At 38.8% G+C, this 21,626-nt stretch carries 20 protein-coding genes; 14 read left to right on the top strand and 6 right to left on the bottom strand.

Translation table 11 applies throughout. The features are described from left to right. Nucleotides 1–133: 133 nt before the first annotated feature. A complete protein-coding gene (locus R8925_RS07465; protein ID WP_430535261.1) occupies nt 134–1,147 on the bottom strand; it encodes a tagatose-bisphosphate aldolase in 1,014 nt (337 codons plus the stop codon). Nucleotides 1,148–1,416: 269 nt separating this feature from the next. Here R8925_RS07465 and R8925_RS07460 point away from each other — a divergent pair, with 269 nt between their 5' ends. Beyond that, on the top strand, nt 1,417–2,577 hold the full coding sequence (locus tag R8925_RS07460) for a serine hydrolase domain-containing protein (protein ID WP_430539424.1): 1,161 nt from the start codon (nt 1,417–1,419) through the stop codon (nt 2,575–2,577). Nucleotides 2,578–2,630: 53 nt separating this feature from the next. On the opposite strand, the gene R8925_RS07455 is transcribed toward R8925_RS07460, so the two are convergent. Both R8925_RS07455 and R8925_RS07450 read right to left on the bottom strand, forming a co-directional pair. Then, nucleotides 2,631–3,548, bottom strand: a complete 918-nt coding sequence (locus R8925_RS07455) for an ABC transporter substrate-binding protein (protein ID WP_430535259.1) — start codon at nt 3,546–3,548, stop codon at nt 2,631–2,633. Nucleotides 3,549–3,749: 201 nt separating this feature from the next. Further along, entirely contained in the window at nt 3,750–3,974 is a 225-nt protein-coding gene (locus R8925_RS07450) for a hypothetical protein (protein ID WP_430535258.1), read from the bottom strand. Nucleotides 3,975–4,036: 62 nt separating this feature from the next. Here R8925_RS07450 and R8925_RS07445 point away from each other — a divergent pair, with 62 nt between their 5' ends. Next, a complete protein-coding gene (locus tag R8925_RS07445; protein ID WP_430535257.1) occupies nt 4,037–4,594 on the top strand; it encodes a hypothetical protein in 558 nt (185 codons plus the stop codon). A 49-nt stretch (nt 4,595–4,643) separates the two neighbouring features. Here the strand turns inward: R8925_RS07445 and cbpA are convergent, their stop codons facing one another. After that, a complete protein-coding gene (gene cbpA, locus R8925_RS07440; RefSeq protein ID WP_430535256.1) occupies nt 4,644–5,285 on the bottom strand; it encodes a cyclic di-AMP binding protein CbpA in 642 nt (213 codons plus the stop codon). Nucleotides 5,286–5,694: 409 nt separating this feature from the next. On the opposite strand from cbpA, the gene R8925_RS07435 reads away from it, so the two are divergent. The 5 genes from R8925_RS07435 to R8925_RS07415 all read left to right on the top strand — a co-directional run bounded on the left by R8925_RS07435 (nt 5,695) and on the right by R8925_RS07415 (nt 10,011). Then, nucleotides 5,695–6,876: an iron-containing alcohol dehydrogenase gene (locus R8925_RS07435; RefSeq protein ID WP_430535255.1), complete on the top strand. Its 1,182-nt coding sequence runs from the start codon at nt 5,695–5,697 to the stop codon at nt 6,874–6,876. Nucleotides 6,877–6,971: 95 nt separating this feature from the next. Continuing rightward, on the top strand, nt 6,972–8,459 hold the full coding sequence (locus R8925_RS07430; RefSeq protein ID WP_430535254.1) for a peptide MFS transporter: 1,488 nt from the start codon (nt 6,972–6,974) through the stop codon (nt 8,457–8,459). A gap of 115 nt (nt 8,460–8,574) precedes the next feature. After that, a complete protein-coding gene (locus tag R8925_RS07425) occupies nt 8,575–9,252 on the top strand; it encodes a histidine phosphatase family protein (RefSeq protein ID WP_430535253.1) in 678 nt (225 codons plus the stop codon). Between the two features lie 19 nt (nt 9,253–9,271). Then, nucleotides 9,272–9,577: a hypothetical protein gene (locus R8925_RS07420; protein WP_430535252.1), complete on the top strand. Its 306-nt coding sequence runs from the start codon at nt 9,272–9,274 to the stop codon at nt 9,575–9,577. Nucleotides 9,578–9,606: 29 nt separating this feature from the next. Further along, nucleotides 9,607–10,011: a VOC family protein gene (locus tag R8925_RS07415; RefSeq protein ID WP_430535251.1), complete on the top strand. Its 405-nt coding sequence runs from the start codon at nt 9,607–9,609 to the stop codon at nt 10,009–10,011. Between the two features lie 52 nt (nt 10,012–10,063). On the opposite strand, the gene R8925_RS07410 is transcribed toward R8925_RS07415, so the two are convergent. Both R8925_RS07410 and R8925_RS07405 read right to left on the bottom strand, forming a co-directional pair. Further along, complete coding sequence (locus tag R8925_RS07410) at nt 10,064–11,101, bottom strand: oxidoreductase (protein WP_430535250.1); 1,038 nt, start codon at nt 11,099–11,101, stop codon at nt 10,064–10,066. A gap of 61 nt (nt 11,102–11,162) precedes the next feature. Further along, nucleotides 11,163–12,212 carry a lactonase family protein gene (locus R8925_RS07405; protein WP_430535249.1) on the bottom strand — a complete coding sequence of 350 codons (1,050 nt, stop codon included), beginning with the start codon at nt 12,210–12,212 and terminating at the stop codon, nt 11,163–11,165. A gap of 334 nt (nt 12,213–12,546) precedes the next feature. Here R8925_RS07405 and R8925_RS07400 point away from each other — a divergent pair, with 334 nt between their 5' ends. From R8925_RS07400 to R8925_RS07370, 7 genes are all read left to right on the top strand, one after another. Continuing rightward, nucleotides 12,547–13,164 (top strand): SH3 domain-containing protein, encoded by a 618-nt coding sequence (locus R8925_RS07400; RefSeq protein WP_430535248.1) that lies wholly within the window; start codon nt 12,547–12,549, stop codon nt 13,162–13,164. A 252-nt stretch (nt 13,165–13,416) separates the two neighbouring features. Further along, nucleotides 13,417–14,889, top strand: coding sequence for an AcpB/EbpR/MafR family transcriptional regulator (locus tag R8925_RS07395; RefSeq protein WP_430535247.1), 1,473 nt, complete (start codon nt 13,417–13,419; stop codon nt 14,887–14,889). Between the two features lie 376 nt (nt 14,890–15,265). After that, entirely contained in the window at nt 15,266–15,925 is a 660-nt protein-coding gene (locus R8925_RS07390; RefSeq protein ID WP_430535246.1) for a Crp/Fnr family transcriptional regulator, read from the top strand. A gap of 116 nt (nt 15,926–16,041) precedes the next feature. Further along, complete coding sequence (locus R8925_RS07385) at nt 16,042–19,683, top strand: toxin Cry1Ac domain D-VI-related protein (RefSeq protein ID WP_430535245.1); 3,642 nt, start codon at nt 16,042–16,044, stop codon at nt 19,681–19,683. Nucleotides 19,684–19,749: 66 nt separating this feature from the next. Further along, nucleotides 19,750–20,250, top strand: coding sequence for a DUF4352 domain-containing protein (locus R8925_RS07380; RefSeq protein ID WP_430535244.1), 501 nt, complete (start codon nt 19,750–19,752; stop codon nt 20,248–20,250). A gap of 2 nt (nt 20,251–20,252) precedes the next feature. Further along, nucleotides 20,253–20,918 (top strand): YveK family protein, encoded by a 666-nt coding sequence (locus R8925_RS07375; RefSeq protein WP_430535243.1) that lies wholly within the window; start codon nt 20,253–20,255, stop codon nt 20,916–20,918. Between the two features lie 17 nt (nt 20,919–20,935). Further along, nucleotides 20,936–21,625 (top strand): CpsD/CapB family tyrosine-protein kinase, encoded by a 690-nt coding sequence (locus R8925_RS07370; RefSeq protein ID WP_430535242.1) that lies wholly within the window; start codon nt 20,936–20,938, stop codon nt 21,623–21,625. Nucleotide 21,626 lies beyond the last annotated feature (1 nt).

Below are 21,626 nucleotides of genomic sequence, written 5' to 3'. Positions count from 1 at the left end.
TTCATTGTATCAAAAAAGAAAAACTGTATAAACAATGAACTAGGATTCATTATTTACACAGTTTATTTTACACTTCCAAGAAAAAGGCTTGGAATCGGGGCATTAATCCATTGATTCCAAACCTTTTTTGTTATTATTTTTCAACAACATGTACATCTTCAAAGGAGCCGTACTTAGCCCACCAAGGAGATGCGCCGGTGTTTAGAAGGTCATCAAGTGAGGTGATGTTCTCTTTGCCTTGTGTACGCAACCACTCGCGCAAAGCATCGTCGCCTTGCTTACCATAAACTTCAATACCGTCTTTCCAAGTTGCACGACCGCAAAGCACGCCGCTATATTGCACTTTATGCTCATTCGCGAAGGCAATTGTTTTATGGAAAAGTTCTGCCGTCACACCTGCACTCAAATAAATGAATGGAAGCGGGCTTAGATCAGAACACTCTTCGAAATGGCGTCCAGCTTCTTCTTTCGTATAAACTACTTCGCCATCCGCAAAGCCTTCTACATATTTGAAATTCACTGGAACCTCTAATTTCAGTACGTCCACGCCATAACGCGGTTTGGAAAATTCTTTAATGGATGCTTTAACTTTCGCAGGTTTCAGTTTCGCGTAATCGGCGCTGGCTGAGTCTGTTACTTTTGCATCATACGTAATCGGTTCTAGGAAGAAGGGGATGTCTATTTCACGACACTCGGCACCAACTCTTTCTAGGAACGCGTATTTGATTTCATTGATTTCTGCGGGTTCATCTGGATCGTAATATACTAGAATTTTTACTGCATCGCCGCCACTTTCTTTGATGCGGAGTGCGGATAGGTCCGCGATTAAATCAGGAAGCTTGCCTGGTGTCGTGGCGTCATAGCCCGTTTTTTCATAGGAGGTTAGCAAGCCACAGTTCTCGTGACGAGCTTTAATGGCAGGCGTACCATATTGAAGGTCCAGCAGGATAGCAGATGCGTATGGCGTGAGCTCTTCGGATACCATTTGTTTAAAATCTTCTACATCTTTGTCGCTTTCAGAACCTTTAGCTTCTTGAATCATTTTTTTTAAGGAGCCACGTTGGTCAATTGCCAGTGCAGCAATGATTCCTTTATCGTTAGAAAGTCTCTGTAAGCCATCAAATTTACCTTTTGTAATTTGTACCATAACTCTAATCTCCTTCTTTCTTTTCTATTAGAACGCATACCTCACTATAATACCCTGATAGGTAGGTCACAAAACTAGATGAAGCCTTGCACGTCTATTCTAACATCAAAATAGTTATATACAAAATAATTTGTTGACCTAGTTGCATTTTGAGTATAAATGGTCTAGAATTTTGAGTGGGAGCTGTGCAAATGTATTGGTAATAAATTCGTGGGGACGAAGCGAGCAATTTTACTAGGAAATGAGGGCAAGGCATGGTAAATCAGCAAATGAATCGCTCCTCCAAACGGCGCAACAAAAAGAAACGTGATTTTTATATTGGTATCGGGCTGATTTTCGTATTATTGACAGTGGTTTTTATGGCGGTGAAATGGATAACACCAAAGGAATTGGAAACTGCGGGCGAGCAGAAAGATTCAGAGACGGTAAAAAAGACGCCAGAAAAGCCGGTAACTCCGGAAAAGGAAGTGGAGAAGGAAACGGCGAGTGTGTCTGATAATAAGATAGTAGATGAATATTTGGAAAGTATTGGATTCAGCGGAACCGCGCTTGTGTACCGTGAAGGTAAAATTGTGCTGAATAAGGGATATAAATCGGCGAATCGAGATACGGATGTGGCGAATACACCGGATACAGTTTATTATATTGGTTCCTCTCAAAAAGCAGTTATTGCAACGGCGATTTTGCAGTTAGAAGAGCAGAGCAAGCTGAATGTAGATGATTCGGTGGCAACGTACTTGCCTGAATTCCCGAATGGTAGCCGTATCACATTGCGAAACCTGTTAAATCATACATCTGGTATTGTGGGACATACAGAGAAAAACGAGAAGATTAGACCAGAAGAATTGATTCGGGATATTGAAGCACAGGGAATTAAGCGTCAGCCTGGAAAATGGGATTATAATGATTCGAATTATAGCGTACTAGCTTTCATTGTGGAGCAACTTAGTGGAGAAAAATTAATGACTTACGTGCAAAAAAATATTTTCGAACCAGCAGGTATGAAACATTCGGGGGTATATACGACTTTTGATAAGGAGAAAAAGCCTTCTGTTGGCTATAATATTCAAAAGGATGGAACTTATAAGACACCATACTTACCGGACTTATCGCAGCTTTATGGATGTGGTGATATGTATATGACTGCAACGGATATGTACTTATTTGACCGAGCTTTGTCGGATCGAAAATTGATCAATGACGCTAGTTTTGAGAAAATGTTAACGGCAGGAAGTGCTTCTGGGTATGGAATGGGGTTCTATGCTGATCCAGGAAGCTATAACAGTCATGGCGTTTTGAGCGGATGGAACGTGTCGAATAGCTTTAGTCATAGCGGGAAAACAGTCGTAGTATTACTTTCAAATGTGCAAAATAATATTAAGTCATTTGGTAAAGTGAACAATCGAATTTACCAGCTTTTGAACAATTAAAAAAACAGGATTAGAAACGTTTTGGGAGGCGTATCTAATCCTGTTTTTGTATGTTATTTATGAGTTATTTTTTCGATAGCATCTTGCATTTGGTATTCTCTTGATGGTGCTGTGTAGTTGCTCCACTCATCACTATTAACAAGATATACGTGTTTTGCTTTGATTGCTGGGATGTCTTTCCAAATTCCTGTTAGCAGTGTGCTGAGCTCGTCGGTGGATTTGCCTTCTGGTGTTAAGATAAACAGTTGATCGGCATCGCTAACATAGTCAGGAATAGCTTCTGAGGAAATAGCTTTTGTTTCCTTGTTCTTTTTAGCTGGTTCCGTTGGTGTGAAACCCGCACCAGTATATATACCGTCGAATACGATTGGGTCATGAATATAGATTTCTTTGCCCCAGAATTGGATAACGGCAGCTTTTTGATTTTCAATGCCAGCGTCTTTTAATGTTGCTTTAGCTTCTTTTGATTCTTTGGCGTATTTTTCTTGATATGTTTTTTCCGCGTCTTTCGCATTAACTAAATTAGCGATATCAGAAAGTTGCTCATCTGGTGTCACGCCGAATTTCGTTGCATAAACAGGCGCTATTTTTTCCAGATTTGTCAACATATCTTTTTGGTAATCAGAAATGATGATTAAATCGGGTTTTAGGGAAGCGATTTTCTCAACATTTGGCTTATCTCCACCAATATTTTCAACGCCTTTTAGGAAGTCTGGATAGATTCCCATGTAATATTCTGTTGTAGCAAGTGGCTTAATATTTAGAGCGTAAAGTTCACCCGCATTTTGAATAGCCACGATTTTCTTCGGTGTTGCTGGTATGATGACTTTCCGATCCAGTGCATCAGTGAGTGTGCGTGCTTTGTCTTCTGTCTTCTTCTCATCGTTTGCACTAGAACCACCACATGCTGCAAGTGCCAATCCTAATGTTAAAACAACGAGTAAAAGTACTGTTAATTTTCTTTTCTTCATCCTTAACCCTCCTGTAATTGAAAACAATTCTCAATAAGATAATTATAGATGTAGTTTAAGGAATATACAAGGGGTTGGGGAAATAAATTTTAGTATAATCGAACACTATTAGAATTGTTTTTGTTATAAATACTCATATTGAATGTTTTTGGTGCAAGTGTTATAATTTGATTGTACACATGTATAACGTAAAAAATGATTCTATGAAACACGTAGCACAATATATAGAAATAATAATCCCAGAATTAGTAACCCTGTTTTGTTTAAGAAACTTCTGCTGTTGATGTTGTGACTAAGTATATCATCTAAAACAGCAATAATATATACGAGGCCAAGTCCCATAAAAACAGCGTATGTACCGCCAAAAATAAATAACAGAAACAGTCCAGCAATTAAAACATAATATAATTTTTTTGTATAATTCATAATACCCCCCCCTATAATTCTGTATTATATAATAATAACATAAAAAAGGAGAGAATAAACCCATGAAAAAAATTTTAAGTATTTTGTTGGCGGTATCTCTAATAGTACCAGTAAGCCTAACAGATGTTCATGCTGAGATGACCAATCCCAGAGATGATAAAACAATGCTTAATACATTTCCAAAAGGAAGTGCTAGTGACTTCTTAATTGAACTTCCAAGGATATCAGAGACATCGCCGCAACTTTTAAGAGTTGCATTGCCAATCGGACCGGTGATGAGCTGGAAACAAGTTGGAGCTACGAAGTATAATAATAATGTTCTCCCAAACAAAGTAGATTATTATGGAAGATTAGCTTTGCTTGGGGGGATGACAGCAACTGTCGGAGGGAAAATAGCAAATGCATTCGCAACAGGAGCGGTAGTGGCTATACTAGGGAATATGACAGGAAGGATATCTAAGTATAGAGCACAAAATTATTGGATTGTGACAAAAAAATACTATGCTAAAGATGCCGTTAATGTGTATATAAAAACATCTTTTCAAGTATATAGTAATCGTGCGAGAACGAAATTAGCATACTCAAGTTTTAGAATCAATAAATACTATAGCCCAAAATAAAAAATAGTGGCGTAAAATTTGTAAGCTTCAGATTTTACGCCACTATTTTTTATTTCTTCATCTTTAAATGTTCTACTTCAATGACACGTAGCCCTTTGCGTTCAAGGTTCGCAACAATCAAGTCTTTTTCTTCTTCTGTGATGCCGGCTGGTAACGTTACGAGGACGCGGCGGATGTAGTCTTCCGCCTGGGAATCCATTGTTATTAGGCTGGCAATTGTGGTATGTTTGTCGATGATTTTGGTGATTTTTGTTAGAGAACCAGGAACTTCGCCAGTTGCGATAGTCAGAACGTAACTTCCTGAATCGATATTCCAAGCATCTTGCAAAACACCGAGCAATTTACCATGTGTTAAAATACCATAAAAATCGTCTTGTTCGTTCAGGACCGCGATATATGGTAGCTCTTTAATTGTAAAAAATACTTCAAAAAAAGAGGAATTAATGCAAATATGTTTCGTTTTATTTTTGATAAGACTTGTTACAGGGGCTGATAGGTCGCCTCCGTTAGCGGCATGACGATAAATATGCATTTTATAAATGTTCCCGATGAATTTCTCGCCATTATTATCTAGAACTGGGACGCAACGATAGCCTGCTTCTTCCAAAATATCCAGTGCTTCTTTGAGTGTTGCGGTTTCAGTAATAGTCGTTAAGTTGATTTTAGGAATACAAAGATTTTTAATCAACATATTTCGGTCACTCCAATCTCTTTAATATGGATACATCTCTTTTATTCTACCCCATGTTGTCGGATTTGTATAGAAATCACTGTATGAATTGTTGGGGCTGTTCGAATGAAAAGAGTTACAGCCCCAATATGCATGAGAGCGAAGCGAGCATGTAATCCCCAAGCGACTGTTCGAATGAAAAGAGTTACAGCCCCAATATGCATGAGAGCGAAGCGAGCATGTAATCCTTCTGTTCACAAAGTATATAGTATGCGGAACAAAATTTTTTCGAGATTTCTGTTTTTTGTTTGAAGTGGTATAAAAAGGTGTATGTATAGTGTAGTGGTCAATTCGTTACAGATGGTGATATTTGTGATAATATGGATACGTGACAAAATATAAGGCAAAAAGAAAGCGGGGACTTTATACAATGAATAAAGGAATTGCAAATTTTGATTATTATAATCCAACGCATATCGTGTTTGGAAAAGACCGGATTGGCGAATTGGAAACACTGATTCCGACCGATAAAAAGGTGCTTGTTCTTTATGGTGGCGGTAGCGTGGAGCGTTTTGGTACACTTGCGAAGGTTCGGGAGGCGCTTACTGGTCACACGTTTGGTGAATTTGGCGGGATTGAAGCTAATCCTACATATGCAACGCTTTTACGTGCGATCGAATTAGTGAAAAAGGATGGTTATAATTATTTGCTGGCTGTTGGCGGTGGTTCTGTTATTGATGGAACGAAATTTGTTGCGGCCGGCGCTCTTTTTGATAGTGAACCGATTAATATTTTTGGTAGCGGTGTTGGTGAAGGGATTCCGATTAAGGAAGCTTTGCCGTTTGGTACAGTGTTGACGCTTCCTGCCACGGGTTCTGAAATGAATAGCGGTGGTGTTGTGAGTATCGTTGAGAAGAAAGCGAAACTTGGTTTTGGCAGTGCAGTGACGTTTCCACAATTTTCGATTCTTGATCCGCAGTTGACGTATACATTGCCGAAGCGCCAATTGGCGAACGGGGTGATTGACTCATTTGTGCATATTATGGAGCAATATATGACGTATCCGGTTGGTGGAATGGTGCAGGATCGGTTTGCAGAGGGGTTACTTGAGACGCTGATTGAGATTGGCCCGGACGTTGTGGATGAGTCAAAACAGGATTATAATCTGCGTGCTAACTTTATGTGGGCGGCGACTTATGCACTGAATGGAACGCTTAATAAAGGTGTTCCGGGTGACTGGTCTAGCCATGGGTTAGGCCATGAGATTACGGCGTTGTATCATATTGATCATGCCCGGACGCTGGCAATTGTGCTACCTTCATTACTGGAAATTCGAAAAGAGCAGAAGGGCGCGAAGTTATTGCAATATGCTGAGCGTGTTTGGCATATTACGGATGGAACGGAAGATGAGAAGATTCAAGTGGCCATTGATAAAACGCGTGAGTTCTTTGAGTCATTAGGCGCGCCAACGCATTTCAGTGATTATGACCTTGGCGAGGAAGTTGTAGATGTGCTCGTTTCTCAACTTGAAAAACACGGTTTGACGGCAGTTTCGGAGCGTGGGGATCAAACGCTTGATGTCAGTCGTGAAATTTATAAAAATGCCTTGTAATATAAGCTAATTTTTCTTGTACTCTTAGGACGCTGGGCGATGGTTTTGGCTTGGCGTCTTACTAAGAGTATATTTTAATAGGGGGAGTGGGAGCTATGGTTAGGCCAATTCAAGATAGCAGTAGTAAAACGTTTTTTGGACATCCAAGAGGACTTGCGACATTGTTCTTTACGGAATTCTGGGAGCGTTTTTCTTATTATGGGATGCGTGCTATTCTTATCTTTTACATGTATACGGCGGTTGTAGATGGTGGGCTTGGCTTTTCTCAGGCTACTGCGACGGCGATTATGTCGATTTATGGTTCGCTCGTTTACATGTCTGGTGTTATTGGAGGCTGGACGGCTGATCGGATTTTAGGTCCGCGTCGAACGATTTTTTATGGTGGTATCTTGATTATGGTTGGGCATATTGCTTTATCATTTCCTGGTGGCGCAACGGCTTTGTTCGTGTCGATGTTCTTTATAATTATTGGAACAGGCTTTTTGAAACCGAATGTGTCCAATGTTGTGGGTGATCTTTATCCGAAAGAGGATCAAAGACGTGATGCTGGATTTAGTATTTTTTATATGGGGATTAACTTAGGAGCTTTTATCGCACCATTTATTGTCACGCAAGTATCTGATTCGGCGGGTAGTTATCATGCGGGATTCGGTGTGGCAGCTGTCGGAATGGCAGTGGGACTTATTGTATATGTCATTACTGGAAAAATGTATTTACGCGACGCTGGGAAAAAAGTACCGAATCCGCTAAAAAGTGCGGAGAAAAAGAAAATGTCTGGTTTATCACTGGGAATCTTGGCGGGAATTGTGCTGATTGGAGCTGTTGTGGCATGGCTTCAAGGTGAATTTTCATTGCAGACGGTTATTATGACTGTCACAATTATGGGTGTTATTATCCCACTTATTTATTTTACTGTGATGATGACTAGTAAGAAAACGACGAAGGAGGAGCGTTCTCGACTGACGGCTTACATACCTCTGTTCCTTATTTCGGTCATGTTTTGGATGATTGAAGAACAAGGATCAACAACATTGGCTTTATTTGCGGCGAACCGAACGGATCTTAGCGTTGGGAGTTTTGAATTATCGCCAGGGGTTTTCCAATCGCTGAACCCGATGTTTATTATTATTTTATCACCGATTTTTGCTTGGATTTGGACGAAGCTTGGGAAAAGACAACCTGGAACACCACGAAAGTTCGCGTTAGGTCTATTTTTTGCAGGTTTATCGTTCGTGATTATGATGTTGCCAGGGATTTTAGCAGGAAATACAACGACCGCAGTTAGTCCAATGTGGCTTGTGATGAGCTTTTTTATCTGTATCGTGGGTGAGATGTGCTTGTCACCGGTGGGCTTATCGGCTACGACTAAATTAGCACCCGCAGCATTTGCTTCTCAAACGATGAGTGTTTGGTTCTTGTCGGATTCGATGGCACAGGCTTTCAATGCCCAGACAACGCAGTTTTTCAATGCAAAAACAGAAATCTTGTACTTTGGGATTTTTGGATTTGGGGCGGTTGCTTTTGCGATTTTACTATTCCTCTGTGCGCCATTATTGAAAAAATATATGCGTGGCGTGGATTAATTTCGCAATATGGCGTTTTTCTTATTACAAGAAGAGCGCCTTCTTTCATTGCAAAACGGGTGATGGCTTGATACACTAAGAGTATCTTTTGAAGAAACGGTGGTGCAGTATTAGAATGGGAAAAGTGACGTTATTTGTGACGAGGCATGGGAAAACGATGCTGAATACGGCGGAGCGTGTGCAGGGCTGGGCGGATTCGCCGCTTACGGAGGACGGGATTCTTGTTGCGGAACAGTTGGGACGAGGACTTGCGGATACTAAATTTGAAGCGCTTTATACGAGTGATCGTGGCCGGACGCTTGAGACAGCTGATATTGTGATGCGACATGCAGGTTTTGAATTGCCTGTGAATCAGTTGAAAGGATTACGCGAGTTTGGTTTTGGTAAGTTTGAAGGCGAATACAATTTGTTTATGTGGGAAACGGTGAGTAAGATGCATGGCTTTTCGTCAGTAGAAGCGTTTTTTGAAGTACATAAGCATGATGCGCCAAGGGTGATGATTGATGCAGTGGCTGATATGGATGAGACTGGTATGGCAGAAAATTGGGGTATTTTTACTGAACGATTGTTGCAGTCGCTGGACTTGATTTGTAGCGAACAACCTGAGGGGAATGTGCTCGTAATTTGTCACGGGATGGTCATTAATATCTTGCTTTCTTTGCTCGATCCAACGCGCGTCGATGGGCCAATTGAAAATGCGAGCGTAACTAAAATAAGTTACGAAAACGGCCAATACACGGTGGAGTCAGCGAATGATATGCAGTATGTTGAACGCGGTGTTGTGAAAAATTAGGATAAAGGGATGAAGAACGATGAATGACATGGAAGAAGTACCGATCAAAAAACGAACAACTTTCTTAGGCTTTTTGGCATTTTTACTAGGAATTCTATGTATTGTTATGATTTTCATGAAACCAATGGAGATTGGCTTTGTGACAGCGAACAATTGGTTTATTGTGATTTTTGGTGTGGCGGTTTTGACGCTTATTATATCGATTTCAGGTATTGCGAGAGAACGTGAACGCAATTTTTTCCCGATTATCGGATTTATTATTTCGATGACCTATATTGTGTTCTGGATTATCTTTTTCCTATTGATATTAATCGGCGTGATGTAATAAATAAGTGAGATGGAGGAATGAAGATTATGTATAAGACAAACAGATTGGTTTCCACTTTTTTAACGTTTAGTGGTGAGGCAGAGGCGGCGATGGACTTCTATGTGGCGTTGTTTGGCGAAGATGCGAAGACGTTCGGTAAAACATACATTGGTGAAGCTGATCGCGGAGAAACTGGTAAACTTCTTAACGGTACATTTGAAATTCGTGGTCAATCATTTATGGTAATGGATATGGAGGCAGAGTACGCAACGCCATTTTCGTGGGCAGCTTCGATTTTAGTACAATGCGAAGAGGAGGCAGAATTTGATCGCCTATTTGCAGCGTTTTCGGATGGGGGCTCTGTGATGATGGGGCCAATTGAGTTGCCACCATTCAAAAAAGTAACATGGGTAACTGATAAATTTGGCGTGACATGGCAATTGGTATGGTAATTTGAAAAGGTCCACCGTTCTAAGAAAAGAGGAACGGTGGACTTTCTTTGTTTTATAATGAAATGACACGCGGATTTTTGCCGGTGAAGCCTTGTTCTAAAATAGCCATATTAGTTAGTGTTTCTTCATCGCTGACTAGTTTTGGCGTGCCGTTTAGGATAGCATCGTGAAGCTGATCATAAAGTCGGCCGTAGTCGCCAAGTGGTGTTGGCACGGTTTCTTCTTGTGTTTCGCCATTTGTATCGACATAGACAAGTTTGCCGTAACTGCTTTCTGGATCAACGCCGAAATTTTTCTCGCCCGGCATAATGCCAGCTTTTAAATAGGTTTCTTGTTGATCAATACCGTATTTGACAAAACTGCCTTTTGTACCGTGAAGAGTGAATTTTGGATAGGGAATATTCACTAAATGGCTTGTTTTGACAATGACTTTTAGTGTTGGATAGAAGAATTGAATCTCGAATGTGTCATCGGGATTATTTGGATTGCGGACGGAGCGAATGTCGTAGCTGACTTCTTCTGGGCGCCCGAAAAGATCGATAATTTGATCCATCATGTGGACGCCAAGCCCGTAGAAAGCGCCGTCGTAATATTCACCGGGGGCATTAGGAGCTTCTGGACGGTAGTAATCCATGTGTGATTCCAATTCTACGAGTTCGCCTAATTTTCCGCTAGTGAGAACTTCTTTGACTGCTAGGAAATCGCTATCGAAGCGGCGGTTCTGATAGGCCATTGCGATGAGGCCTTTTGATTTTGCGAGTGCGAATAGTTCTTCGGCTTCTTCGGATGTTGTGCAGAAAGGCTTTTCAACCAGCACGTTTTTGCCGTTTCCTAATGCTTTTTTAGCGAGGTCGTAATGGGTGCTCGCCGGCGTACAAATGCTTACCAACTGAATGTCGGCATCTTGTAAAAGCGTATCCAGATTATCGGTAAATTCGATATTGTGTTGCGCATATTCTGCCTCGAGTTCAGGCTTGCGACGGTGATTGTAGATTGTTTTAATGCGGATGTTATCGCGAATAAGCGTATACGGCATGTGATACCGCGTCGTGCTTTTCCCAAATCCGATATAACCAATAGTCAATGTCATAAAAAATTCCTCCTAAGAAAGAGGCTCCGAACGTTTTCGCGCTGGGGCCTCTTGTTTTTATTTACTCATTAATAAATTTCACGCAAACCGGTTCTGGAACGTGGATGTCCTTTTGAAGTAAAGTAAGTGCGCCGGTTTCTTTATTGACGCCAAATACCGTGACGTTGTTCGTATTTTCGTTGGATACTAGCAAAATTTCACCGCTCGGATCGAGGTCAAAGTCACGTGGACCAACACCTTCAACAGGAGTAGTAGCCGCCAAACTTAATTTACCTTCTGCATCAATCGCAAAAGTCACAACCGCGTCTTGCCCACGATTTGAAACGTAAAGGAAGCGTCCATCGTTGGAAATATGAATCGCGCTGCCTTTATTTTCGCCGCTAAAATCAGCTGGTAAAGAAGGAATACTTTGGATTTCCGTCAACGCGCCAGTTGTTTCATCATAAGTCGCGACAACAACGTCAGCCGCCATTTCGGTCATAATGTACGCAATTTTGTCATTCGGATGGAAAACAAGGTTACGAGGACCACTGCCACCTTTGACTTTCAAATCGCTCACTTTATCAAGAACGCCGTCTTTTAACGCGTAAGTCGTCACATGATCCGTACCAAGATCACACGTAATGACAAATTTCTCATCTGGCGTGAAACCTGCAAAATGGGCATGTGCTTTTTCTTGGCGTTCTTTGTTAGGACCAGTACCGATATGCTGTACAGAAGAACTTGGAGCTTTTAGCGAGCCGTTTTTTTCTGTTGGGTAGGCAACGATTGTTCCTAAATGGTAGTTCGCCGATACGACAAAAGCGCCGTCTTTGGATGCATCAACATAGCAAGGAGGATTTCCAGCTTGAACGTCTTGATTTAAATAGTCCAGAGAGCCGTCTTCTTTAATCGCAAAAGCAGCAACCCCGCCGTTCTCGCCATCTTTCGCTACAGAATAAAGATATTTCTGATCATCTGTTAATTTCAAATAGGTTGGGTTATCCATTTTGCCAGCAAGTTTATTCTGTGTGATTTCACCCGTCTTTTTATCAATATGAAGGCGGTAAATTCCTTCACTTTCTACTTTGGTGTATGTACCAATGTAGGCAATTGCTTCGTTGTTAGCCATAAATCATTTCCTCCTTTAAGCGTTATCTTCTTTATTATAGCACAGCTGGAGAAAAGCATAGGCTTATAAAACTATGTTACGATATCGTTACAATTATTTCTGGTTTTGGGCGATGTTTTGTAATTGTTACAGTATAAAAAGAGGTTTTAAACTGATAATATCTATATTTACATCATATTATCGGCTTTTATATAAAATAATTGAAATATATTTGTAATAAAAGACTTGACTTAGAAATAATTGTGATGTAATATAAAGATATCGAAAGGGCGCCCCTTAGAAAATTAGAAATCCGCACCTATCCGCGGAACCCAAATTTAAAGGAGAGATTATGATGAATAACGTAATGAGCAAAAAAACAACAAAATTGGCAGTAGCAACAGGATTGGCATTGACGCTAGCATTCACAACAGTAGCAGCAGGAGCATTTTCGGTAGACGCATCGGCTCAAACAACACATTACACAGCGAAACCACAAATGGTAACAGTAAAATCAGCCGTGAATGTACGCGCAAGTGAAAACGCAAGCTCAAAAGTATTGGGAACACTTAAAAAAGGTGAAAAAGTCTACTTCGTGAAAGACAATTACGGATGGAGTAAAGTTACTTATAAAGGAAAAACAGGCTACGTAGGAACTCGTTTCTTGAATATCCCTGGTACACAAGCTAATTCTGCTAAGAAAGCTACTACGCCAAAAGTTGCAACACCAACGAAAGCATCAACAAAAGAAGCGCCAAAAAAAGCACCAGCAGTTCAAAAAACAACAACAAAAATCGTAACAGCAAAATCTACCGTTTACGTTCGTGCTAGCGAAAGCAAAACAGCCAAGATTCTCGGCACATTGAAAAAAGGTGAAAAAGTAACATTTGTAGAAGATAATTATGGCTGGAGCAAAGTGATCTACAAAGGAAAAACAGGCTATGTAGGTACGCAATTCTTGAATGTAAAATAAGTTTTCTGCAACAAGAGTGAAAGTTGTGAAGTAAGTAGGATTGCATCACAAGAAATGAGTAACTCATCACATAGATTTTTGCACAGACTCCCCCTGAGTAAAGAAATAGGACGTGAACTGGTTTTATAGATCAGTTCGCGTCCTATTTTGTTTCGCCAAAAAAGCGCTGGGAATTGCTTTTTTGTAACGGCTGGGTATAATGAGATGCAAGAACACGTAAATTTTTACACTTATTTTATGGAGGTGTTTTGTATGAATCATTTCTTTTTACAACTAATTGCAGAAAAAAAGGTTAGGCGACAAATCAAGGTATTGCAGAAAATTTATGATGCTAAATTCCCTATTACCGTGGACGAAATTGCAGAGGATTTGGATATTTCCAAAAGAACATTATCCAGAGACATCAAGGATATCGAGCACTCATTTCCAGAACAAGAAGTATTAGAACTAAATACAGTTTATGGCTATTCTATTAGTCACTCGCATTACGTCGATGATCTGATTGTTAGAATTTCTGAGGAATCTCCATTGCTCCTTATCGTGAACGGTGTTTTTCAGGGTGAGTTCAAAAGTATAGATGAGTGGGCCGATGAATTATTTATATCGACATCGACGCTGAACAGGTATTTATCGTACTTGAAAAACATATTAAAAGAATTTAAGCTTGAATTGTCACTAACCCCGATAGCATTTATTGGTGAAGAAGTAAATATTCGCCATTTCTTTTTTAATTTTTTCTATAATATGAATGATATCTCAACGATAAGCCATCCAACAGAAGCTGAGTATGAATTGCATAAGAAAGCATTAGCTGGATATGACGAAATCACAAAAATCAGTAATACGTTGCAGCATAGAAGGGCACTATACTGGATTATGGTAGTAAATACACGAATTAAACAAGGGCATTTCATCAAAATAAATCCAGAGCTAAAAAAACTACAAAAGCAAATGGATACCTATCGAGTTATAGCGCAATTAGCAGAAATTTTAATCCCGATATTAGAAGCTGCGGGTGTACCAGAAGATGAGATTGTGTATATGGATTTGTTGACAATGGACACATATGTATATTCCGGAGACAAGGTGCTGAGTGGTTTTCATACAGAGGCAGAAATGGATGCGGTCGATGCTTTTCTAATGAAATCTTTTCAAGAGTTGGGTCTAGGTTCGCCTAAAAAAAACGAATTAGCTGTGTTCATTGCTTATTTGCGTAATCAAATATTGCTATCTAAACTAACACCACTATTTCAAAAAAATGTTTTTGAAGTAAATCGGTTTATCAAAAATAGGCATTCGGCTTTGTTTTACAAATGGACAGAGTTATTGGAAAATGATCCGATTAAACAAATTGCTAAAATAGAGTATGTAGAAGATATCGCAGTGAACTTGGCGATGTTTACTCATTATTTTGCATATAATCAACAACTCAAGAAACGTAAACGACATATTTTATTTACATTTGATGGTCCAAACGCTTACCTGAATTATTTAACAACATTAGTAGAAAAGTTCAATATTAAAAATATTGAAATCACGCTTATTACGAATCATCATGCTACCAATAAGATTGTGGAAGAGCTTAATGTGGACGTTGTTGTCTGTAATTATAAAGATGACAATGAGATTCTGAATTGTGAAATATATAAGACTGAGCGGGTACCGACAGAATATGATTGGGAACAAATTAGGAGTATAGTTTTTTATATGGATGAAATCATGTAAATAATAAAATAGTAGAGAGAAACTCTAGTGCCGACAGTTGCGGATACTAGAGTTTTTTATTTAAAAATAGAATGGCGGATGTTGAAGCCAAATTTGATTTCTAATCGAAAACGAAAAATGGTTTAATAGAATTAACAACAAGAGCTATCAAAAACAAGAAAAAGACATAAGAAATTGTCAAAAATGTGACGGACACTAGGCGCGTCTCAGCAAGGAGAGACAAGTTATTTAAAAAAAATAAAACATGAGCCATCATATACATTGTTAATATCACTATGAAATGGGTGTTTTTGATTGGATTAGCATGTTAATAAAAGAACAAAAATATAGTAGTATTAACTCGTGTCATTCAGGAAATATTAATGGAGGGATGCAAATGGATTATTTAGCAATAAACAAACTGCTCATTCGAGATAAAACAATTTTACAAAGTATTATTAATTCCGACGATTTTCAGGATGACGTGTTAGAAACAGTTGTTATTCGAAGAGGAGAAAGAATAATACAGGATAGCGGTCAAGCGGTTTATATTATACAAGAGGGTTATTTAGCAAAGATACTTACCCATAATAAGTATATAGATAAATATGTATGTCAAGCGTTCCTAAGTGCGACAGATGTGATTTGGAGTAACCAATTGATCAACGAGAGTAAAGTTATTTATGAGCCACTCAACAGAGCTGTGTTAACAAAAATTGATGCAAATACCTTTTTTAACGTATTAGCATCACATCCATTTTTTACGGATGTCTTAATTGAGGCGCTGAATCGAAATGAAGAGTTTGCCGAGCTATATGCCCAGCAATTTCAATATGAATTACATGATAGGATTATTATGTTATTTGAACAATTAGGGACACAAGTTAGTCAGTATAAGTTTATTCTACCAAAAGGCTTAAATACTCATTACATTGCAGCATATTGTGGTATGAGCAGAGTGAGTGTTAATAGGATAATAAGAGAATTAAGAAAAAACAAAATGTTAGAAAAAAATAGAAAAAATATTTTGGAATTCAGAAAATATAAAACGATATAGTGTATACATGGGTTTATAAGTATATCCCAACGCGCCTAAAAAACTTAAATATAAAGAGAGGATAAAGGCTTATAAAAAATAGCCGGGCGGGAAAATATAAATCTAAGGAGAAAAAAATGCAAAAAAAACAAATTCCATTTAATGTAGTTCCAACTAAAAAGGTTAAGAAAATTTTCTTTTCAACAATTGCGACAGTAACTGTACTATCACAAATGTTAACAGTGTACCCCGCAATTAGCTTTGCCGCAGAGATAGATTCTGAGGCAACCACAGCAACAGTAGCGACAGAAGTAGGAGATTTTGCGACGCTGAAGCAACTTATTGAAACAGATAACGGTATTACTAATATTATTTTAACTGCCGATATTACGATGACATCAGCTATTCAAATTAACAGTAAAAAAACTGAGCTAACGATTGATGGGAATGGTCACAGCTTAACTGAAAGTAAGACAACTGTTAACGGTCAGGCACAAACAATTTATACCTACACTGGCGCTTCTCTAAAAACGCTGAATGTGAAAAACATGGTTATTCGTGGAACACATTACTATGGTCCATTTACGGTATATGACGGCGTCCAAGGTGTAACTCAGAATTTTGAAAATGTTGATTATGCTGGGCCACAATTTGTCTACAATTTGCATGGTTATGTGAATTTTACAGGCACAAACAAAATTGTTACTAGTAAACCAATCGATAACTTAGGTACATTGAATGAAATGGTAGAGGCAACGGGTGTTACGATTGCAGGTGATTTTACGGCAGAGCATAATACAACTGGGAAAACAGCATTTTCACTATATAGTGCGGTTGGTACAGTCGGAGATCCGTATTTCATAATTAAAGACGGCGCAAAAGTGAATATAGATTCTAAAGGTAGCTCTGTTTTTTGGGCTACTGCTGATAAAGCAGATTTTACAGTAGGGAAAAATGCTCAATTAAATGTAACGACATCTGACGAACTATTTCAAGCAGCTATGGAAAATGTTTTATTTGACACTAATTCTACAACGTTAATTAATCGTATTGGTGTGAGTTCAGCAGCACTTATGCCTGTATCACGTACTTTTACAGTTAACCAAAATGCAAGTTTAAAAGCGATTCAACCAGCAACAAGCACTTCACACGTTATTACTACAACATTAGCAGATGCAGCAATTACTTTTAATAATCCAAGAGATTTAGACTTAGACGCGAATGGAACTGGATCAGGACGTGTATTCTCGACAGCTAAAAACACAATGATTAAATTCAATAATCTTGATGAAATTGCAGTATATGGTCAAACTAATAAAACTTCTATCCCAGACAAAGCTTGGTATAATGCTACATTTAGTGTATTGGCAAGTGGACAAGCTGGTGTGGTTCAAGCAGGGGCAGTTTCGACACCAGGAGATATCCAAACTACATTTATTATGGCAGATGCAAAACATATTTCAATGACTGGTACTGTAATAGTAGCAGAAAAAACAGTGAAAGAACTATTCAAAAATGATGATCCAGCAACAGATGAGATTAAAGATACGACAACTCAGGCTTCAATTGATGCAGCACAAAAACTAGTGGATGGTGTAACGGATCCTACAAGTAAAGCTGCGCTACAAAAAGACGTAAATCGTGCACAAGAGCTGTTAGACGCACGTAATGCAGCAAGTGCAGAAAAAGCACGTCAAGAAGCAGCACTAAAAGCAGTCAATGAGCTATTCAACAGCGACAAACCATCAACAGACGCAATCAAAGACATCACGAACCAAGCAGCCATTGATGCAGCGCAAAAATTAGTAGACGCAGTAACAGATGAGGCAGTAAAAGCCCAATTACAAAAAGATTTAGATCGTGCGCAAGAATTACTAGATGCACGTAACGCAGCAGCATCATCAGAGCAAGAGCGTCAAGAAGCAGCACTAAAAGCAGTCAATGAACTATTCAACATCGACAAACCATCGACAGACGCAATCAAAGACATCACGAACCAAGGTGCAATCGATGCAGCGCAAAAATTAGTAGATGCAGTAACAGATCCAATAGTAAAAGCAGCATTACAAAAAGACTTAGATCGTGCGCAAGAATTGTTGAACGAGCGTAATGCAGCAGAAAAGGCACGTCAAGAAGCAGCGCTAAAAGCAGTCAATGAACTATTCAACAGCGACAAACCATCAACAGACGCAATCAAAGACATCACGAACCAAGCAGCCATTGATGCAGCGCAAAAATTAGTAGACGCAGTAACAGATGAGGCAGTAAAAGCCCAATTACAAAAAGATTTAGATCGTGCGCAAGAATTACTAGATGCACGTAACGCAGCAAATGCAGCAGAAAAAGCAGTTAATGAATTGTTTAATAATAATACTCCAACAAGCCCAATTAAAGATACGACAAACCAAGGGGCTATTGATAATGCTCAAAAAGCAATTGATAAAGTAACAGACCCAGTAAAAAAAGCTGAGTTGCAAAAAAATCTTGATAAAGCACAACAAGAATTAAATGATCGTAATAATTTTGTACTTGTAAAGCCAATACTAAATCCAATGACAGAAGCGGATACGGTATTCAGTGGGAAGCTAGACGTATCTAAATACAATCCAGGTACAATCCGTATCTACATCAACAATGCACCTGCAACAGTGGTAGCAGTCGATTCAAATGGTAATTTCTCTTACAATATTGGACATCGGAAAGCAGGCGATGTTATTGGTGTAGACTACAAAGATCGCACAGGTCAGTATAACGCAGATACAAACACATCCATTACAGTAACACCAGTATCGAGCAATATCTCTATCAATAAGATGACCGAAAATGACGATACCATCACGGGTAAAACAACACCAAATGCAAAAATTAGATTCGTTATAAATGGTCAAGCGGTGAATATCGGGTATGCTGATGCGAATGGAAATTATGCTCTATATGTTGGAAAACAAAAAACAGGTACAGTTGTTGGAGCTGAACTTTTCAATGTATCTTCCAATGAGTATAAAGAAGCTGTGACAACGACAGTTATTGCAGTCAATGTAACAATTACACCGATGACAAATGCAAATGACACTGTAACAGGAACTGCACCTGCGAACGCTAAACTAAGATTTTTAATCAATGGTGTGGCAGTAAACGTGGGAACAGCAGATGCACAAGGTAATTACAGTAAGTATATTGGTACACAGCTTGTAGGAACAAAAGTAGCTGTAGAAATGTTGAATCCCGAAACAGGTAAGTATGAGTTGGCGAAAGAAACAACAGTAACTGGCGCTCCAAAGAGTACAGAATATACGGTAAATGCAATGACAACCAGTGATGATACATTAAGTGGTACAGCTCCAGCGGGTGGGAAGCTAAGATTCTCTATCAACGGTCAACTAATCAGTATCATTACAGCGGATGCATCAGGTAAATACAGCAAGTTTATTGGTAATCAAAAACAAGGAACGGTTATCAGTGTAGAGCTGTTAAACGAAAACACAAATCAATATACACCAGCAAAAGAGATTACGGTTTCAGCACCAGCAGATATGTCAGCACTTGCGCCAGTTATCAACACAATTGTGGAGGGAACAGGCGTGGTATCAGGCACAGTACCACAGAATGTAACAACAGTAAGAACATGGGTGAACGGTGTTACACAAGTGATGGTGCCAGCAACAAATGGCACGTTTACTTGGACAAAAGCCAATCTTAAAGCTGGCGATGTGGTAAAAGTAGATTATAAGGATGCAACAGGCAACTGGATATCTTCTGAAAAAGTAGTGACAAAATAAGCTAGATGAAACAAGCTGGGATGGGTACGCCCTGTCCCAGTATATTAGCTAAAGTGAGGTAGACGAATGAAAAAATGGAAATTAGGGCTCGTATCAATAATGGGAATAGTTTTTTCACTAACAGCATGTGCGAATGCAAATGACGATACTAAAGCCTTGAATAAACAAATAGAAACAAAGCAAGAAGTGACAGTGAAACCTACTGCAAATAAACAGTTTAAGTTAAGAGATCACGTAGATCTATTAGGACTTATTGTTACTTTTGAAAAAGCAACCTATTTGCAAGATGACAAGGGAGATAAGAACGGCGTTTTGCAAATCGCTATGAATGTGGAAAATAACTCTGCTGTAACTCGAGGATTTACAACAATTGATATGGAGATTAAAGATAAAGATGGCAAAAAATTAGCTATTTATCCAAGTGAAAATTTAGGTGAAAAAATTGAAGCAGGCATGAAAGTGAAGGGGGCAGGTTACTTTAAAGTGAATGGAAATGGGCCGTATACTATCATCTACAAAGATCAAGATTCTGATATTAAAGCATCATGGAAAGTAGAGGTTAAATAGCAGTGGAACAAAAAACGATAGAGTTCTCAGAGTTCCTATATGTTCTGAAAAAGTGGCTTTGGCTTGTCATAATATTAGGTGGAATCGGTGCTATCAGTGGATTTGTCATTGCCAAAGAGTTTATTACCCCAACTTATGAATCAAAGTCACAGCTGGTCATTAAACAGGAGAATAAAAAAGACACAACAACAACGGCAGAAACACAGAGTAATATCCAACTCGTTAACACATACAAGATTATTTTGGTAAGTCCAACAGTCCTGAATGAAGTAATTGAGGAACTTAAATTAACTAAAACCACACAACAATTAGCAAAACAAATAATGATAGAAAACTCCAAAGATTCCCAAGTTTTGACTGTTAATGTTTTGAATGAAAATCAGGAAATCGCAGAACAAATCAATCAACAATTAATTAAGACCGCTATTGGTAAGTCGAAAGAAATTATGTCTGCAAATAATATTCGAGTTTTGACACAACCGACAGAAAATAAAGTGCCTGTGAAGCCAAATAAAGCAATGATTATAGGCATAGGATTTTTAGGAGGGATATTTATCGGTCTAACTATTGCTCTATTAAAAGAAACAATGCGCCAAAGTATTCGCGATGAAAAAGAACTGAGTCATATCATTAGAGCTACTCATTTGGGCAATGTGAATCAATTTTGATAGGAGGCATAAGGTGAATGAAGAAGCTAATATCTCGAAAAAAAACAAAAAAAGCACTCAATACACTTGCGCAGATAGCAGACAATAGATCGCTAAATGAACAGTTTCGAATTATTAGAACAAATATTGAATTTGTAGCAATGGGGCGAAGTATGGTATATCTCATTACATCAAGTATACCAGGAGAAGGAAAGTCTACTATAACTTCTAATATCGCAATGGCTTTTGGGCAGCAAGGTAAAAAAGTTTTACTGATTGATGGCGACATGAGAAGACCAACACAGAATAAGTTATTTCAAAGGATGAACCACACGGGACTTAGTACATTACTTGCTAATCAGCACACGCTAGACGAAGCAATCCAACCTCTTGATAAGTATAATATTGATTTTATTCCAAGTGGACCTGTACCTCCTAATCCAGCAGAATTACTTGCTTCTTCTCACCTCGATAATCTACTGGAAGTGTGTAAGGGCACATATGATTATATTTTTATTGATAGTCCACCTCTCATCGATATTGCAGATGGGCCAATTTTAGCAAGTAAAGTTGATGGGACATTTCTAGTTGTGCGTGCATACCGCACCTATAAAGCAGAAATTCAGAAGAGTGTACAGATATTGCAACAGGCGAATACGAAAGTTATGGGATATATACTAAATGATGTAAAGAAACAAGGCCAAAGTAAGAACTATTACGTTTATTAAA

The sequence above is a fragment of the Listeria rocourtiae subsp. hofi genome (genome assembly GCF_963575615.1).
In the GTDB taxonomy this organism is placed as follows: Bacteria; Bacillota; Bacilli; order Lactobacillales; family Listeriaceae; genus Listeria_A; species Listeria_A hofi.
Note: the sequence above shows the minus strand (reverse complement) of the source record. Positions and strands in the feature narration are given on the sequence as shown.